We start from the raw sequence: 16,908 nt of genomic DNA on the forward strand, positions 1-16,908 counted from the left end.
CATTGATTTTTCCAGGGTTATGGCGGAGGAGGTGGGATTCGAACCCACGGTAGACTTTCACCTACGTCGGTTTTCAAGACCGGTGCATTCAACCACTCTGCCACTCCTCCGACTGGAATGGACTTAACGGTAGCGAATTGATTCTGAAAGACTGTTCTAGGCAGAAAATCTGCCAGGCGCGGCTTTTGCCCCTACCTGGACCAGGCACAGAGGCCCGCACACCTACGTGCAGCCTCGGTTAGAATGCGTCACATTCGCGTCAGGCATCGGGGAAATTTGCCGATTGCGCATGCCGATCTGGGCTTGTGGGTTTTCTTGACAGGCGCTTGCGGCTAAGGTTTCGCGCAACGGACACCCGCAGGCAGCAAAGACCGGACCAAACCGGCGGACCTCACGGGGCAAAGGACAGAGGCGAGAGAGATGATCAAAACAACCGCAGTATCCAATCGCAGCGGCGCAGCACGACTGGGCCTGATCCTCGCTGGTGCGGCGCTAACGCTCAGCGCCTGTCAGGATGGGGCCAACGGATCGCTTTTTGCCAAAGCACCGCGCGAAGCTGCGGCAGATAGCGTTACTTTGGTTGAACGCGATATCGAAGCGCCGGATGTCTTCCAACAGACCGAGGCGGGCCTTTGGGATGGTCGCCCGTCGCTGGGGGGGGTGTGGGTGGCTCATCCCGATGTCAGTGAACCTGAGCGCGTTATCATCCGCAACGAGGCGAACGGTAAATTTGTCATCGGTGCCCTGTTCCGCCGTGAACGCGCCAATCCTGGCCCGCGCTTCCAGACTTCGTCCGATGCTGCAGCCGCGCTGTCGATGCTGGCCGGTCAACCGGTTCAGCTGAGCGTCACCGCCCTGCGCCGCGAAGAAGTCCCAAGCGAGGCGCCCGTTGCCCCGCCCGCTGATCAGGTGGCCGCTGCCGCCAAACCGATCGAGGAAAAGGCGCTGGATCCGATTTCGTCCGCCGCTGCGGCAATTGACAATGCCGAGGCCAAGGCAAATCCCGCTTCCACAGCCGCCGCGGCCCCGAAACCAGCGCCCAAACCCGCACCCAAACCTGCCGCGTCAAGCCTGAAGAAGCCGTTCCTGCAGCTCGGCATCTTCTCGGTCAAGGCGAACGCTGAAAAGGCCGCCAACCAGATGGAGGCCGCAGGCATGCCATCGGTGCTGAAAGAGGCTAGCCTGAAGGGCAAGACCTACTGGCGTGTTCTGGTCGGCCCTGCCCAGACCAGCGCAGAACGCACCAGCCTGTTGAACAAGATCAAGGCCAAAGGCTTTGCCGATGCTTATGCGGTGCGCAACTGATCCCATTCTGGTCCCCTGCGCGATGCTATACGGTTTCGCACAGGACCCTAATTGACGGAGGTTGATCCATGATCCCCCTGCTACGTAAATCCGCACTTGGCGCACTGACCGCGCTGCTGATGACCACCAGCGTGCATGCATTTGAGACGCAGGCCAAATCTGCCTATGTGGTGGATCTGAAAACCGGCACGGTACTGTTGAACAAAAACGCCGACATCCCGCTGCCGCCCGCGTCGATGTCCAAGCTGATGACGCTTTACATCGCGTTTGAGGCCGTGCGCGATGGCCGCCTTAGCCTTGATGAAAAGCTGCCGGTTTCTGAACACGCGATGAGCTTTGGCGGTTCCACCATGTTCTTGGACACCACCGACCGCGTGCGAGTCGAGGATCTGATCCGTGGCATCATCGTTCTGTCTGGCAACGACGCCTGTGTGGTCATCGCCGAAGCGCTGAGTCCCGATGGAACCGAGGCAGGCTTTGCCCGCTACATGACCCAACGCGCGCAGGCACTGGGCATGACCAATTCCACCTTCGCAAATTCCAGCGGCTGGCCCGCCATTGGACACCGCATGTCGATGCGCGATCTGGCCCTGCTGGGCACCCGCTTGATCGAGGATTTCCCACAGTATTATGCCCTGTTTTCCGAGCGCGAGTTCAAATTCGACGGTCGCGCCCCGCAAAACACCCGCAACCGCAACCCGCTATTGGGTCTGGGTATCGGCGCGGACGGCCTGAAAACCGGTCACACCGAGGAAGCGGGCTTTGGTCTGGTGGGCTCTGCTAAACAGGGCGAGCGTCGGGTGGTTTTCGTCATTTCCGGTCTGGAAACAGCCAAAGCCCGCGCCAAAGAAGCGGAAACCATTGTGAACTGGGCCTTTCGTCAGTTTGTGATGCGTGACGTGGCCAAACAGGGTGAGGTGGTCGCCAATGCCGATGTCTGGATGGGCGATGCGCCTAGCGTGGGCTTGACCCCCGCAGCGGATATTGCTGCACTTTTGCCCGCGCTGGACAGCAAAACCGTCGAGGCAGAAGTTGTTTACAACGGCCCGATCGAAGCACCGATTGCCGAAGGTCAGGAGCTGGGCCAGCTGATCCTGACACCTGACGGACTAGAACCGCTGTCCTTCCCACTGGTCGCGGACCGTGCGGTTGCGGCTGGTGGCTTCCTGACCCGTGTCGGCACTGCTGCAACCATGTTGCTGCGCCGTCTGGAACAAGGCCCAGAGGACGCATCGTGACCACGACGAACGCAACGGCGACAGCTGGCCCGCAATCAGGTCTGTTCATCAGTTTTGAAGGCATCGACGGATCGGGTAAATCCACCCAATGCCGCCGCCTTGTCGCAGCGCTAGAGGCGCAGGGGCGCGAGGTTGTGCTGACCCGCGAACCGGGCGGATCGCCGGGGGCCGAGGAAATCCGCGCTCTGGTCCTACAAGGCGACGCTGACCGCTGGTCGGCTGAAACAGAGATCCTGTTGTTCACCGCCGCCCGCCGCGACCATCTGGAACGCACCATTCTGCCCGCGCTGGCCGCTGGTAAAGTGGTGATCTGCGACCGTTTTGCCGACAGCACGCGGATGTATCAGGGGCTAAGCCGTGGGGATTTGCGGGGCACGGTGGATCAGCTGCATGACCTGATGATCGGGCGCGAGCCGGATCTGACCATCCTGATCGACATGGACCCAGAGGTGGGCCTGTCCCGCGCCCTGTCCCGTCAGGGGGTCGAGGAACGCTTTGAAAGCTTCGGCGCGGATCTGCAACGCCAGATGCGGGCGGGCTTTCTGGCGCTGGCTGATGAATTTGCCGACCGCTTCCGTATCATCAATGGCGCGCAAGATATGGACGGCGTTGCCGCCGACATTCTGGCCGCTGTCAACGTTGCACTGGCAGAGGCGTGATCCGTGGCGGACGTTGACCTACCCGAACCTGACCGCGTCGAAGGTGCGCCGCATCCGCGTGAAACCCACCGCCTTTACGGTCAAGAAACGGCACAGGCCGAATTTCTGCAGGCGTTCAATTCTGGCCGTCTGCATCACGGCTGGCTGATCACCGGCCCCAAGGGCATCGGTAAGGCCACGCTGGCCTGGCAAATCGCACGGTTTCTGCTGACCCAGCCCGTTGATCAGGGCACTGGCCTGTTTGGCGCACCGGAAAAGCCCACCACCCTCGACAGTCCCGAAGATCATCCGGTTAACGCCCGCATTCAGGCGATGTCGGAACCGGGTCTGTTCCTGCTGCGCCGTGGCCCCAACGACAAGGGCGACAAGCTGGCCGCCGAAATCCTTGTTGGTGAGGTGCGCAAGCTGAAAAACTTCTTCGCACTGTCGGCGGCAGATGGCGGACGGCGTGTGGTGATTGTGGACGCTGCAGACGAAATGAACGTCTCTGCCGCCAACGCGCTGCTGAAAGTGTTGGAGGAACCCCCTGCCAACACCACCATGCTGCTGATCTGTCACCAGCCCTCGCGCCTGTTGCCAACTATCCGGTCGCGCTGCCGCGAACTGCGACTGGCCCCGCTAGGACCGGATGCGATGGAACAGGCGCTGTCACAGGCGGACGTGCATGAAATGGAACAGCCCGCCGCGCTGGCGGAACTGTCTGCCGGTTCAGTGGGTGAGGCGATCCGCCTGACCAGCCTTAACGGGCTGGGCATTTATCAGTCGCTGGTGGACCTCTACGCCACCCTGCCCCGTCTGGACCGGGGCCGCGCATTGCAACTGGCCGAAAGCGCAACCGCCCGTGGGGCGGAGGCCAAGCTGGACCTGCTCTTTGCGCTCAACGATCTGCTGCTGTCACGACTGGCCCGTTTTGGCGCCCTAGGCATGCCTCCCATGGTCGAGGTGGCGCGCGGCGAGGCAGAGCTGATCGCCCGCCTATGCCCCTACCCTGCAAAGGCCCGCGCTTGGGCCGAACTGGCGCAAGAGATTGGCGCGCGCAGCCGCCATGGCCGGTCGGTCAATCTTGACCCTGCCGCGCTCATCCTAGATACGATTTTTAAGATACAGAAAACCGCAGCCGCCTGAACCTCGTCGTCAGGCGACAGGCAGAGACGATAGATGACCCAGACCATTCAGATCACCGACAGCCACTGTCACCTCGACTTCCCCGACTTCGACGAAGAGCGCGATCAGATCGTCGCCCGCGCGGTCGAGGCAGGCGTGACCCGCATGGTCACCATCTGCACCAAGCTGGAGGCAGAGCCGCGCGTGCGCGCCATCGCTGAAGCGTACGATCCGGTGTTTTACGCCGCAGGCACGCACCCGATGTCCGCCGCCGAGGTGCCGCTGGTGTCGGTTGAGGAACTGGTCAAACTGGCCGCGCACCCGAAATTCGTCGGCATCGGTGAGAGCGGTCTGGATTACCACTACACCGCCGACAGCGCCGAGGTGCAAAAAGAGAGCCTTTTGGTACATATCGAGGCCGCGCGTCAAACCAAGCTGCCACTGATCATCCACGCCCGCGCTGCGGATGAGGATATGGCAGATATCCTCAGTTCAGAATACCGCAACGGTGCCTATTCCTGCGTGATGCACTGCTATTGCTCTGGCCCTGAGCTGGCGAAATCGGTGCTGGATCTGGGTTTCTACCTGTCGATGTCGGGCATCGCCACCTTCCCCAAATCGCAGGACGTGCGCGATATCTTCGCGAGCGCCCCTGTGGATCGCATTCTGGTGGAAACGGATAGCCCCTATCTGGCGCCGAAACCCTTCCGCGGCAAACGCAATGAGCCGGGCTATAGCGTCCATACCGCGCAGCTGGGCGCCGAGGTGTTCGGCATGGACTACGCCGATTTCGCTGCCCGCACGCAGGAAAACTTCGACCGGCTGTTCTGGAAAGCCGCCGCCTATGAGGTGGCCGCCTGATGGCTCAGTTGCGCTTCACCATCCTTGGCTGTGGATCGTCGGGCGGGGTGCCGCGACTGGGCGGTATCTGGGGGGATTGCGACCCCGAAAACCCCAAAAACACCCGCCGCCGCTGTTCGATGCTGGTGGAACGTGTGACGGATCAAGGCACCACCCGCGTGCTGATCGACACCACGCCGGATATGCGCCAGCAGTTGCTGGATGCAGGCGTAGGGGAATTGGATGCGGTGCTGTGGACCCATGCCCATGCCGATCACGTACATGGTCTGGACGATCTGCGCATGGTGGTGTTCAACATGCGCGCGCGCCTGCCCGTCTGGGCCGATGCACCGACGCAAAAGGATCTGTCTGACCGCTTCGGCTATGCCTTTGTACAGCCCGAAGGCAGCTCTTACCCCCCCATCCTCGACATGCACACCATAGACGGTGACGTGGTGATCGACGGCGCCGGTGGTCCGATCACCTTCACCCCCTTTGCGGTCAATCACGGCAGCATTGACGCGCTTGGCTTCCGCATTGGTGGTCTAGTATACCTGCCCGACGTGGCCAAAATCCACGAAGAGGTGGTGCCGCATCTAGAGAATTTGGATGTCTGGGTGCTAGACGCCCTGCGCCGCACGCCGCACCCAACGCATCTGCACTATGATGCCGCGCTGGAATGGTTCGCGCGGATGCAGCCCAAACGCGGCATCCTGACCAACATGCATGTGGATCTGGACTACGCCACGGTCGAGGCGGAGACACCCGATCACATCAACGCCGCCTATGACGGCATGGTCATCACATTAGCTGATTAAGACACGCGGCACCGCCCGCATGAGGGCCGCACATACAAGGCCCTGAGCAATGCAAGATCTGTTCAACATCATCCTGCCGGTCTTCCTCGTCATTGGGGTGGGCTACGCGGGCACCCGTGGCGGCTATATGAGCCGTGACCAGATCGACGGGCTGATGAAGTACACCCAGAACTTCGCCATCCCCTGCCTGCTGTTCACCGCCATCGCCCGTCTGGATCTGAGCCAGAGCTTTGACTGGCGGCTCCTCACCTCATTCTACGTTGGCGCGGGTACCAGTTTTGTCCTCGCCATGCTGGGCACACGGTTCCTGTTCAAACGGGGCGCGGTGGACAGTGTGGCGATCGGCTTCATCGGCCTGTTCTCAAACTCAGTCCTACTAGGACTTGCGATTACCGAGCGCGCCTATGGGGTGGAGGCGTTGGCGTCAAACTTTGCCATCGTGTCGATTCATGCGCCGTTTTGCTATTTCCTGGGTATCACCGTGATGGAGGTGGTGCGCGGACGCGCCAATGGCAGCGGTCAGGGCGTCGGGCGCACTGTTCTGAATATTGGCAATGCGATGTTCAGAAACGCGCTGGTGGTGGCACTGGCGCTGGGGTTCATCGTGAACCTCACCGGATTGGTAATGCCAGAACCTGCGCAGGTGGCGCTGGATCTAATTGCCCGCACCGCCCTGCCCGCAGCACTGTTTGGGTTGGGCGGTGTGCTGGTGCGCTATAGGCTAGATGGGGATCTGCGGGTGATGGGCTATGTGCTATCGATGTCGCTGATCGTGCATCCGGCGCTGGTGATCACCCTTGGCACCGCACTAGGACTGAGCGACGGCGCGCTACGTTCTGCCGTGGTGACGGCAGCAATGGCGCCGGGGATCAATACCTATCTCTTTGCGTCGATCTACGGCGTCGGACAGAAGGTTGCCGCTTCGTCGGTTCTGATCGGAACAGCCGCCAGTATCCTGACCGTCTGGGGCTGGCTGCAGCTTTTGCCGTAACCCTTTCTGATCCAGAAAGGGGCGGCGGAAAGTGGATCACTTTCCGCGCAGCGTGCCCCGCACCCCGTCGCCTACAGACACGGCAAGGAAGATCAGCGCAGCAACGCAGACGATGCTTGGCCCTGCCGGGGCGTCAAAGACCAACGCCCCCTGCAACCCGCCAAGGACAGAGCTAACGCCAATCACCGCCGCCAGAACCGCCATGGCCTCTGGCGTGCGCACCAAGGGCCGCGCAGCAGCGGCTGGCACGATCAACAAGGCCGCGATCAACACCACGCCCACCACTTTGATCGCCACCGCAACCACAACCGCCAGCGACAATGTCAGCACCAGCTGTTCACGTTTGGGATCAATGCCACTGGCATGCGCCATGTCGGGATTGAGCGTCGACATCAACAGTGCAGACCAGCGCCAGCAGACCAGTGCCAGCACCAATAGCGCCCCGCCCCAGATCACCGCCAGATCACCACGGCTGACCGCCAGAATATCACCGAAGAGATAGGCCATCAGGTCGACCCGCACACCTTGCAGGAACGACACGGCCACCAGGCCGAACGCCAGCGCCGAATGGCTCAGCACCCCGAGGAGCGTATCCATCGCATAGCCGCGCCCAGACAGCGTGCTGACCGTCACCGCCATCGCCAGCGACACGCCCAACACACCAGCGAAGATCGAAATCTCAAAGCCCAGCGCTAGCGCGACGCCCAAAATGGCCGCATGCGCGGTTGCGTCGCCAAAATAGGCCATCCGCCGCCAGACCACAAAACAGCCCAAGGGCGCGGCGGCGATCATCACGCCAACGCCGGCCAGCATCGCGCGCATCATAAAACTGTCGAGCAGATCCATCAGTGTGCCCCCTCATGCTTAACCGCCGCACCATGCGCCTGCGTATGATCATGGCTATCCTCATGACCGCAATCGTGATCATGCAGGCAGTTGCCTTCGCTATCGTGCGAATGATCGTGGTCATGACGATACAGCGCCAGCGCCCCACCGGTGCCCGACCCAAACAGCGCACGATATTCCGGCGCAGAGGCGACGATTTCAGGCGCCCCGTGACAACAGACATGCCCGTTGAGGCAGATCACCCGATCCGAGGCGGCCATAACAACATGCAGCTCATGACTGACCATCAGTACCGCGCAGCCCTCTGCCTGACGGATCTCTTCAATCTGGCGATAGAACGCAGCGGATCCCGGTTGATCGAGACCCTGCGTCGCCTCATCCAAAATCAGCAAATCCGGCTTTTCCAGCATCGCCCGCGCCAGCAGCACCCGCTGGAACTGCCCCCCAGACAGGGCCGCCATCTGCCGATCCGCCAGATCCGGCACGCCTGCCTGTTCCAGAACGGCGCAGACCTTGGCCCGTGGCAGACGGCGCGGCAAGCCGAGAAAGCGTGCCACGGTGATCGGCAGCGTCGGATCAATCTGCAGGCTTTGCGGCACATATCCAATGCGCAGTCCGGGCGCACGGGTGACGCGGCCAGAACTGGGTTTCAACGCACCGATCACGGTTTTCATCAGCGTGGATTTACCCGACCCGTTGGGGCCGACCACAGTGACAATCTCCCCACGATCAATGTGGAAATCCACGTCACGCAAGGCAACCACCGCGCCCTGATGCACAGCGGCGCCTTCAATCTCGATCAAGCGGGTCATCTTACGCTCCGTCGGTACAATCGGGGCACAGCCCCTCTACTTCGACCACCGCCTGTTCAATCTGGAACCCAACGGCGGCGGCAGCTTTGCCCAACTGACCATCGGTGCCGGGCGCCTCTGCCTCGGCGACTTTGTTGCAGGAACGGCAAATCAGAAAGGCGGGACTATGATCCGCGCCCGGATGGGTGCAGGCGACAAAGGCATTGAGCCGTTCGACCTTATGCACGAACCCATGTGTGGTCAGAAAATCCAACGCCCGATAGGCCACAGGCGGCTGTGATCCCAGCCCTTCGCCACGTAGCACATCAAGGATTTCATAGGCCCCCATCGCGCGATGTTCAGCCAAAAGGATTTCCGCCACACGCCGACGCACAGGGGTGAGTTTAACCCCGTTTTCGCTACAATAAGCCTCTAGCGCAGCAACCGCATCTGCGACGCAATGGGAATGGTCGTGCGGCTGAAAGCTCTTGGCGGGGTCTGCGGGCTGTCCGTCGCTGGGCATGAGCGCTCCTCTTCTGGATCAAAGGGCTTGTAATGTTATGTTATACACTATACAAGCCCCATCTCAAGATATGTTATATGATAACAAAGGATCCTCAGATGGCGTTGTCCCTGTTCCGGTTCACCCTTTCCTCTTCCGCGCTCTTGGCTGCCAGCACGGCAGTTGCAGAGGTGCCCAAAGTTGTCACCGACATCGCGCCCGTCCATGCGCTGGTGTCGCAGGTGATGGGCGATCTGGGCCAGCCCGATCTGCTGGTGGATCCTGGCAACTCCCCCCACCATTACAGCCTGCGCCCTTCGCAGGCACTGGCGCTGGAACACGCCGATATGGTGGTCTGGATCGGCGAACCGCTGACCCCATGGCTGCATGAGCCGCTGGAAACACTGGCCGAAGGCGCCACCCATCTGGAACTGCTGGAGGCAGACGGCACCATCCAGCACAACTTCCGTGAAACCGTTGTTTTTGGCGGTGGGGCACACGACGATCACGAAGGCCATGGGCACGACGACCACGCGGATCATGACAAGCATGATGATCACGACGATCACGGGCACAAAGATCATGATGACCACGGCCATGAAAAACACGACGATCACGAAGGCCATGATCACGACAGCCATAAAGAACACGATCATGACGAACATGCGCACAATGATCATGCAGAGGGTCACGACGATCACCACGATCATGACCACGACGGTGTCGACCCCCACGCTTGGCTGGACCCGGAAAACGGCCGTATCTGGCTGGATGTGATCGCCGGTCAACTGAGCGCGCTGGATCCCGAAAACGCCGCGACCTACCGAGCCAATGCCGATGCAGGCAAAGCGGAGCTGGCAGAGGTAATCGCGCAGGTTCATGCGCAGTTGGAACCTGTCGAAGGCAAACCCTTTGTCGTTTTCCACGACGCCTACCAGTACTTTGAAACCCGTTTCCATCTGCAGGCTCTGGGTGCGATCCGTGTTGGCGACGCGACGGATCCCAGCCCCGCCCGCATCGCAGAAATCCAAGAGGCAGTGCGCGACGCAAATGTTGCCTGCGCCTTCAGCGAACCACAGTTCAGCCCGCGCCTGATCCAAACCGTTTTCGATGGCTTGGACGTGAATGTGGCAGCTCTGGATCCGCTTGGTGCCGATCAGCCCGAAGGCGCGGCGCGCTATGCTGGCATCATCAAATCAGTGGCCGATGAAATCGCAGGCTGCCTAAACTAAAATCGGCCAGACTTTATCTGCCCACTGGGCCATACGAACCTGCGCCCCCCTGTTTCCCACACGGGGGCGTTATTTTTCGGGCACCTTTTTGCCGAAAAGCCGAAAGTGATTGGTCCTTACTGGCAACAAGCCCTAGGTTGAGGCTAACTGATCTATTCACACGGCCCGATCTCTATTGTCATTTTTCCACTTCAAACATCTCTTGCACTCTGGCGTCGGGCTTGCGTTTTGCATCGCAACCCTCAGCACACTGTCAACGCTGCCTGCAAACGCACAGGAAACTGAAAAAGTTGACGTCACGCTGAACGTGCTTGCGACCACCGATAGTGGATTGCAGGGCAAGCTTAGGGCCGCATCGCTGCTACGACAGGCCGCAACGGAAGAGGCCCCAACCGCGCAGGATTACTTTGCCGCCGCGCTAGCGGATTACCGGCGCCTGACCGAGGTGCTTTATGCCAACGGTTACTATTCTGGACTGATCGAAATCCGGCTCAACGGTCAAGAAGCGGCCCTGATCCCGGTCACTGCCCCACCAAAAACGATCCGCAGTGTGGCGATCAATGTCCGCCCCGGCAAACCCTTCCGCTTTGGGACTGCGCGCATCGCCCCGCTGCCCGCCAACACTGCCCCCACAGAGGGTTTCCAAAAGGGCGCACGTGCAAACGCAGAAACCGTGATCCGTGCCGCGCGCGATGCTCAGACGGCATGGCGTGATGCTGGTCACGCCAAGGTGCGTGTCTCAAGTCAGGACCTGAGTGCTGACCACGCCCGCCAACAACTAGATGCCACAATCGCGCTAGCCCCCGGCCCCAAGGTGACATTCGGGCGCTTATTGCCTGATGGCGAAAAACGGGTGCGGGCCGAACGTATTCAGGAAATCGCCGGCCTGCCCAGCGGGGAAACATTCACCCCAGCCGCTGTAGATCAGGCCGCGACCCGACTGCGGCGCAGTGGCGCCTTTCGATCTGTTTCGCTACGAGAAGCGGATGCGCTACGGGCTGGCGACGTGCTGGATGTCGAAGCAAGTCTTGTTGATGCTGCCCCCCGCCGATTTGGTGCAGGCGTGGAAATCGCGACTGAAACCGGCCTACAGCTCAGCGGGTTCTGGATGCACCGCAACCTCTTGGGTGGGGCCGAACGACTGCGCATCGAAGGTGCTGTACGCGACATCGGGACCGATACTGAACGCCTTGACTACAGCCTCAGCGCCCGTCTGGATCGCCCCGCCAGTTTCGGACCAGACACCACCGCATTCCTCAGCTTTGATATTTCTTCGGAACAAGAACCCCTGTTCGATCTCGATGTGTTGGATCTGGGCTTTGGGGCAAGCCGCCAGTTGCGGGACGATCTGAAGGGCGAGGTTGAACTGTCTTTCAGTCGAGCAGAGGCCGACACTGCATTGGGAACGGCACGATTCACACTGGCCAGTGTGGCGCTCAGCATGGAATGGGACCGGCGCGACAACACGCTGAACCCGACAAACGGCCATTTCCTACGCGGGTCCCTGACGCCCTATCTGGGTCTGGATGGCACCGAAAGCGGCGCGCAGGCGACACTAGACGGTCGAATCTATCGCCCCGTGTTGAACGACCGCTTGATCGCGGCGGCCCGATTGCAGTTTGGCGCAGTGGCAGGATCATCAATTGCGGGCACACAGCCCAATCTACTGTTCCAGTCCGGCGGCGGTGGCACCGTGCGCGGCCAACCGTTTCAATCGCTGGGGGTGGGCACAGGCAGCAACCGCACAGGCGGGCGCAGTTTTCTGGGTCTTTCGGGCGAATTACGCGGCAAGATCAACAATAAATTCAGCCTCGTCGGGTTCGCAGATGCGGGCTACATCGGCAGCGAAAGCTTTGTGAATGGTGATGGCGACTGGCACGCAGGCGCGGGTCTGGGGCTGCGTTATGATACGGTGGTGGGCCCCATTCGACTGGACGTCGCCACCCCGATCCGCGGCGATAGCAGCGACCGCGTGCAAATCTATGTCGGGATCGGGCAGGCCTTTTGATGATGACGAAATCCACTCAGCACCCTGACCGCATGCGCCGCACACTCTGGCTGGGCACAGCCATGTGCGCCCTGCCCCTGCTCAGCACGCCGGTGCCCGCGCAGCAGGCAGTCCCTGCAGAGGAAGACGGCGGCAGCTACCTAGAAACCCTGCTGGAAGACAACCTATCCAGCCCAGGTCGCGCGGTAGAGATCACCGGCTTTAAAGGCGCACTGTCGTCAAAGGCGCAGCTAGACAGCCTGAGCATTGCCGACGCTGAAGGTGTCTGGCTCCGCCTTGAAAACGTCGAGTTGGATTGGACACGCAGCGCCCTGCTGCAAGGCCGCGTCGAGGTAAACGCCCTGCGGGCAGAAAATCTGGACTGGCCGCGCATGCCCCTGCCTTCTGATGCGCTACCCAGCCCAGAGGCACAGCCCTTTGCGCTGCCAGAACTGCCAGTTTCAATCACCATCGGTGATCTTGGCATCGAGCAGGCGAACATCGGCGCATCGATTTTGGGGCAGGATGTTCAACTGTCACTGTCGGGCACAATGATGCTGGCTGATGGTGCTGGCCAAACACAGCTAGAAATAACCCGCAGCGATGAGGTTCAGGGCGATTTCACCCTGAACGCCAGCTATCATAACACCAACCAAGAAGCCGCAATCGACCTGCGTATTCGCGAAGGCAAAGGCGGATTGCTGAGCCAAAGCCTGAACCTGCCCGGTGCCCCATCTGTCGCCTTTGAAATCAACGGCGCAGGGCCATTGTCGGATTTTCAGGCCACGACAACCCTATCCAGCGATGGCGCGGAACGGCTGCAAGGCACGCTGCGCTTGGGAACGCAACAACCGACCTCTGCTCCACAAACGCAGGGCGACGCGGCACCGCCGCGCCAAACCTTCAGCGCCAGTCTGGGCGGGGATCTGACACCGCTGTTTGCCCCCGAATACCGTGATTTCTTTGGCACAGATCTGCGGCTGAACGTCAGCGGCAGTCAACTGGCTGGGGAATTGCGCCTTGATCAGCTGTCCCTGCGCAGTCAGGCAATGCGCCTTAACGGCATGGTGACGCTGCAGAACGGATGGCCGGAACTGATCGCCATCGACGGGCAAATTGCAGCCCCGGCGAAGAATGGCCGCGCTGCCCCTGTCTTGTTGCCGCTGGGCGATACGCCAACGCAGGTGGAACGTGTTCAGTTTACGATAAACCACGATGCCGCGCACGGGGACGACTGGCAGTTGGATGCCGATATCATCGGGCTGCGACAGACAGATTTTCCCCTGTCAGAGGCACGCCTTGCAGGACGCGGGCAGATCACAACCGGCGACGGTCTTAATCAGGTCGCAGGGGATCTGACCCTCACCGCCGAAGGCATTGATCCGAAAGATCCCGCGTTAGCGCAGGCCTTGGGTCGGGTGATCGACATGACAACCCGCTTCGCGCTGAAAGAGGGCGATGCGCTGACACTGAGCGATATGCAAATGCGTGGGGCGGATTATCAACTGACCGGTGATCTGTCCCTGGGCCGCAACACCGATGGCGCCCTTACACTCACCCCTGACCTGCTGGTAGAGGCGGACGACCTCAGCCGCTTTGCGATGATAAGTGGGCAATCGCTGTCAGGGCAGGCGCGGCTGACAGCGACGGGCACCCTGCAGCCCCTGTCGGGTGCTTTCGACCTCAACCTCAGCGGACAGACAGACGATCTGACACTGGGTCAACCACAGCTAGACACCCTGCTGTCCGGCACCAGTCGCCTGACACTGAACGGACGGCGCGATGCCAATGGCACCACTATCGCGCCGCTCCAGCTGCAAAGTGAGGCGGCCCTGATCCGCGCCGAAGCCGCGCTGAAATCCCGCGACAGCACGCTGGATCTACGGGCCGAGCTGACCGATGCCGCGCGCCTGACGCCGGAACTGTCCGGTCCTGCCAGCCTGACCCTGACGGCCCGCCAAACCGATGCAGACGACTGGCATGTGCAAACCACCCTCAACGCGCCGGCACAAATGCGCGCCGAGACAGAGCTGACGCTTTCACAAGTGTCGGGCGATGCACCCACGGTGGCAGGCACCCTGTCCCTATCTGCATCCGATCTGTCCCCCTACAGCGCGCTGGCTACCCTGCCCGTGCCACTGTCTGGCGCGATTGATCTGTCGCTGACAGGATCCGGTCAGCCACTGCAACAGCTGTTTGACGTCTCAGCAACCCTCAACAGCCGTGATCTGGCGATTACCAACCCCATTGTCGATGCCCTGCTGGCCGGTGCGTCGACCCTGCGTGTTGAGGCGCAGAAGACCTCAGACGCCCCGATCTTCCTGCGGGATGTGGTGATCAACACGCCAGAACTGCAATTCACCCTCACAGGCAGTGGCGACACCCAATCCGCGGACGTTCAATATACCGCGCGATTGCGCGACATGGCCCTTTTGGGCGCGGGGATCAACGGCGCCCTCAGCACCGCAGGTCAGGCCAAACTAGCGGACGGGCAATGGCAAATTGATAGCCGCCACAGTGGACCGGGGGGCGCCAGCCTGCGCACCACGGGGCGCGTGGCGCAAGATTTTGCTGACACTGCGCTGGCAATTGCAGGGGATCTGCCCCTCAGCCTGGCAAACGCATTGATCCAACCCCGCAACATCAGCGGTTTTGCCCGTGTGGACCTGCGCGTTGATGGGCCGCCTGCGCTATCTTCGCTTTCTGGGCAGATCACCACCCGCGACGCGCGCCTGTCCTTGCCAACCCTGCGCCAGTCGATCGAGGCCATCAGCGGCAGTGTCACATTGGGGGGCAGCCGCGCCACATTGGATCTAAGCGCACGACCTGCATTGGGTGGGCAGGTCACGCTGGACGGACAGGTTGCGCTGGACCCCACCCTGCGCGCGGACCTTGAGGTTGCGCTGCGGGATGTGATTGCCCGCGATCCCAGCCTTTATGACACCACGCTCTCAGGCCGCATGTCCTTGACGGGCAATGTCGGGCAAGGTGGCGCTGCGCTGCGCGGCCAGATTGATCTGGGCGCCACAGAGTTGCGCCTTCCCGCCAATTCCGCCCCCAGTTTTGCCAGTCTGCCGGGACTAAAACACCGCAATGAACCCGCAGCAGTGCGCCGCTTGCGCGGGTGGGCTGGCCTGATCGAGGCACCGACCACAGGTGGCAACGGCCGCGCCAGCGCCATCGCATTGGATCTGCAGGTAAATGCACCATCGCAGATTTTTGTGCGTGGCCGCGGACTAGACGCTGAACTAGGGGGCGCGCTGCGTGTCGGCGGCACCACTATCGATGTCATTCCCGAGGGGCAATTCGATCTGATACGAGGGCGACTGGACATTCTGGGCAACAGATTGACCCTGACCGAGGGGCTCATTCAGCTGCAAGGTGCCTTTGATCCTTTCATCCGCTTTGTCGCCGAAACCCAAGCCGACGACGTGACCGCCATGATCTCTATCGAAGGTGAAGCAAGCGCGCCCGTGCTGGGGTTTTCGTCCACACCAGACTTGCCTGAGGATGAAGTGCTGTCCCTCTTGCTGTTTGGACGTGAAATCAACTCCATCTCACCGTTGCAAGCGGTGCGTCTGGCAAATGCGCTGCGCACATTGTCTGGGCAAGGTGGCGAAGGGCTGACCAGTGGCGTGCGTCGGGAACTGGCGCTGGATGATCTGGATGTGACCACGGATGAGGATGGCACCGCGCAAGCGCGGGTTGGCAAGTATATCAACGAAAACATCTACACAGAGATTACCGCCGACACCGCTGGAAACAGCCGCATCGACCTGAACCTACAGCTTAGCCCCAGCGTGACCGCGCGGGGACGGTTGGGATCGGATGGCGACACTGGCATTGGTCTGTTTATCGAACGCGACTACTGATCGCGCGCAGCGGCGAAGCGGTGCTGAATATGGGCCTGCGCTGCACGGCACGCATCCGGCAGCGTATGGTTCTGTGACAGACCACAGGCAATCGCTGCTGCCAGCGCACAGCCCGTGCCGCGCAGGCTGCCCTGCTGACGCGGAACAGCGAAACGATGCGCCGTTTGCGGGGTGATCAGGTGATCGACCACCTCGGCGCCGTCGCCATGCCCCCCCTTAATCAAAACGGCGCCTGCCCCGCGATCCATCAGCGCTTGGCTCACCGCATCCTCCGCCACGCCTAACCGCGCGGCCAGCTGCGCAGCCTCGGGCAGGTTCGGCGTGATAAGGGTGGTCAGGGGCAGCAAGCGGTCCAACAAAACGTCCAGCCCCGCCTCATCAATCAACGCCTTGCCGGAGGAGGAGGCAATCACAGGATCAAGGACAACGGGGACCTCAGGGCGTTCCACAAGTGCGCCCGCTACCTCTTCGACCGCCGCGCCTGTGCCCAACATGCCGATCTTGATGGCGCCTACCGGCCCTTGCGCGAACGCCGCGTTGATCTGTGCGGCCAATGTCGTGGGGCTGCACATTTCTGCCGCCAGAACAGCGCGATCCGTCTGCGCCGTGACCGCCGTGACCGCGACGCGTGCGCCAACGCCGAAGGCGACGGCGGTCGCACAATCGCGCAACACCCCTGCACCGCCAGAACTGTCGATGCCACCGATCATCAAAACCGCCATT

The 16,908-nt window shown here is 61.3% G+C and carries 14 protein-coding genes and 1 tRNA gene; 10 read left to right on the forward strand and 5 right to left on the reverse strand.

The window, feature by feature from the left end:
- Positions 1-20: 20 nt before the first annotated feature.
- Positions 21-110, reverse strand: a tRNA-Ser gene (locus TM5383_RS06755).
- A gap of 310 nt (positions 111-420) precedes the next feature.
- On the opposite strand from TM5383_RS06755, the gene TM5383_RS06760 reads away from it, so the two are divergent.
- From TM5383_RS06760 to TM5383_RS06790, 7 genes are all read left to right on the forward strand, one after another.
- On the forward strand, positions 421-1,305 hold the full coding sequence (locus tag TM5383_RS06760; protein ID WP_058318245.1) for an SPOR domain-containing protein: 885 nt from the start codon (positions 421-423) through the stop codon (positions 1,303-1,305).
- A gap of 68 nt (positions 1,306-1,373) precedes the next feature.
- Positions 1,374-2,543 (forward strand): D-alanyl-D-alanine carboxypeptidase family protein, encoded by a 1,170-nt coding sequence (locus tag TM5383_RS06765; protein ID WP_058318246.1) that lies wholly within the window; start codon positions 1,374-1,376, stop codon positions 2,541-2,543.
- Positions 2,540-3,202: a dTMP kinase gene (gene tmk / locus TM5383_RS06770; protein WP_058318247.1), complete on the forward strand. Its 663-nt coding sequence runs from the start codon at positions 2,540-2,542 to the stop codon at positions 3,200-3,202. The genes TM5383_RS06765 and tmk overlap by 4 nt, the downstream gene beginning before the upstream one ends.
- A gap of 3 nt (positions 3,203-3,205) precedes the next feature.
- On the forward strand, positions 3,206-4,327 hold the full coding sequence (locus TM5383_RS06775; protein ID WP_058318248.1) for a DNA polymerase III subunit delta': 1,122 nt from the start codon (positions 3,206-3,208) through the stop codon (positions 4,325-4,327).
- 33 nt (positions 4,328-4,360) lie between these two features.
- Entirely contained in the window at positions 4,361-5,167 is an 807-nt protein-coding gene (locus TM5383_RS06780) for a TatD family hydrolase (RefSeq protein ID WP_058318249.1), read from the forward strand.
- Positions 5,167-5,964, forward strand: a complete 798-nt coding sequence (locus TM5383_RS06785) for an MBL fold metallo-hydrolase (RefSeq protein ID WP_058318250.1) — start codon at positions 5,167-5,169, stop codon at positions 5,962-5,964. Before TM5383_RS06780 ends, TM5383_RS06785 begins: the two co-directional genes overlap by 1 nt.
- A 49-nt stretch (positions 5,965-6,013) precedes the next feature.
- Positions 6,014-6,955 (forward strand): AEC family transporter, encoded by a 942-nt coding sequence (locus TM5383_RS06790; protein ID WP_058318251.1) that lies wholly within the window; start codon positions 6,014-6,016, stop codon positions 6,953-6,955.
- A 36-nt stretch (positions 6,956-6,991) separates the two neighbouring features.
- Here TM5383_RS06790 and TM5383_RS06795 read toward each other — a convergent pair whose 3' ends face one another.
- From TM5383_RS06795 to TM5383_RS06805, 3 genes are read right to left on the reverse strand one after another with little or no spacing between them, the layout of a single operon-like run.
- Positions 6,992-7,795: a metal ABC transporter permease gene (locus TM5383_RS06795; RefSeq protein ID WP_058318421.1), complete on the reverse strand. Its 804-nt coding sequence runs from the start codon at positions 7,793-7,795 to the stop codon at positions 6,992-6,994.
- A gap of 5 nt (positions 7,796-7,800) precedes the next feature.
- Positions 7,801-8,613, reverse strand: coding sequence for a metal ABC transporter ATP-binding protein (locus TM5383_RS06800; protein ID WP_058318252.1), 813 nt, complete (start codon positions 8,611-8,613; stop codon positions 7,801-7,803).
- Between the two features lies 1 nt (position 8,614).
- The gene (locus TM5383_RS06805) at positions 8,615-9,115 is read right to left on the reverse strand and encodes a Fur family transcriptional regulator (protein ID WP_058318253.1); all 501 of its coding nucleotides are present in this window, start codon (positions 9,113-9,115) and stop codon (positions 8,615-8,617) included.
- Positions 9,116-9,213: 98 nt separating this feature from the next.
- On the opposite strand from TM5383_RS06805, the gene TM5383_RS06810 reads away from it, so the two are divergent.
- From TM5383_RS06810 to TM5383_RS06820, 3 genes are all read left to right on the forward strand, one after another.
- Complete coding sequence (locus TM5383_RS06810) at positions 9,214-10,326, forward strand: zinc ABC transporter substrate-binding protein (RefSeq protein ID WP_058318254.1); 1,113 nt, start codon at positions 9,214-9,216, stop codon at positions 10,324-10,326.
- 307 nt (positions 10,327-10,633) lie between these two features.
- Positions 10,634-12,334, forward strand: a complete 1,701-nt coding sequence (locus tag TM5383_RS06815; RefSeq protein ID WP_143570191.1) for an autotransporter assembly complex protein TamA — start codon at positions 10,634-10,636, stop codon at positions 12,332-12,334.
- The gene (locus TM5383_RS06820; RefSeq protein WP_058318256.1) at positions 12,334-16,185 is read left to right on the forward strand and encodes a translocation/assembly module TamB domain-containing protein; all 3,852 of its coding nucleotides are present in this window, start codon (positions 12,334-12,336) and stop codon (positions 16,183-16,185) included. Before TM5383_RS06815 ends, TM5383_RS06820 begins: the two co-directional genes overlap by 1 nt.
- On the opposite strand, the gene thiD is transcribed toward TM5383_RS06820, so the two are convergent.
- On the reverse strand, positions 16,179-16,907 hold the full coding sequence (gene thiD, locus TM5383_RS06825) for a bifunctional hydroxymethylpyrimidine kinase/phosphomethylpyrimidine kinase (protein ID WP_058318257.1): 729 nt from the start codon (positions 16,905-16,907) through the stop codon (positions 16,179-16,181). The two genes, TM5383_RS06820 and thiD, sit on opposite strands and share 7 nt — an antisense overlap.
- Position 16,908 lies beyond the last annotated feature (1 nt).

Source organism: Thalassovita mediterranea (assembly GCF_001458435.1).
Classification (GTDB): domain Bacteria; phylum Pseudomonadota; class Alphaproteobacteria; order Rhodobacterales; family Rhodobacteraceae; genus Thalassobius; species Thalassobius mediterraneus.

Bases quoted from the DNA above. Each gene is read 5' to 3' on its own strand.
- TM5383_RS06760 (WP_058318245.1), top strand. From the start codon at position 421: ATGATCAAAACAACCGCAGTATCCAATCGCAGCGGCGCAGCACGACTG.
- TM5383_RS06765 (WP_058318246.1), top strand. From the start codon at position 1,374: ATGATCCCCCTGCTACGTAAATCCGCACTTGGCGCACTGACCGCGCTG.
- TM5383_RS06780 (WP_058318249.1), top strand. From the start codon at position 4,361: ATGACCCAGACCATTCAGATCACCGACAGCCACTGTCACCTCGACTTC.
- TM5383_RS06785 (WP_058318250.1), top strand. From the start codon at position 5,167: ATGGCTCAGTTGCGCTTCACCATCCTTGGCTGTGGATCGTCGGGCGGG.
- TM5383_RS06790 (WP_058318251.1), top strand. From the start codon at position 6,014: ATGCAAGATCTGTTCAACATCATCCTGCCGGTCTTCCTCGTCATTGGG.
- TM5383_RS06800 (WP_058318252.1), bottom strand. From the start codon at position 8,613: ATGACCCGCTTGATCGAGATTGAAGGCGCCGCTGTGCATCAGGGCGCG.
- TM5383_RS06805 (WP_058318253.1), bottom strand. From the start codon at position 9,115: ATGCCCAGCGACGGACAGCCCGCAGACCCCGCCAAGAGCTTTCAGCCG.
- TM5383_RS06810 (WP_058318254.1), top strand. From the start codon at position 9,214: ATGGCGTTGTCCCTGTTCCGGTTCACCCTTTCCTCTTCCGCGCTCTTG.
- TM5383_RS06820 (WP_058318256.1), top strand. From the start codon at position 12,334: ATGATGACGAAATCCACTCAGCACCCTGACCGCATGCGCCGCACACTC.
- thiD (WP_058318257.1), bottom strand. From the start codon at position 16,907: ATGGCGGTTTTGATGATCGGTGGCATCGACAGTTCTGGCGGTGCAGGG.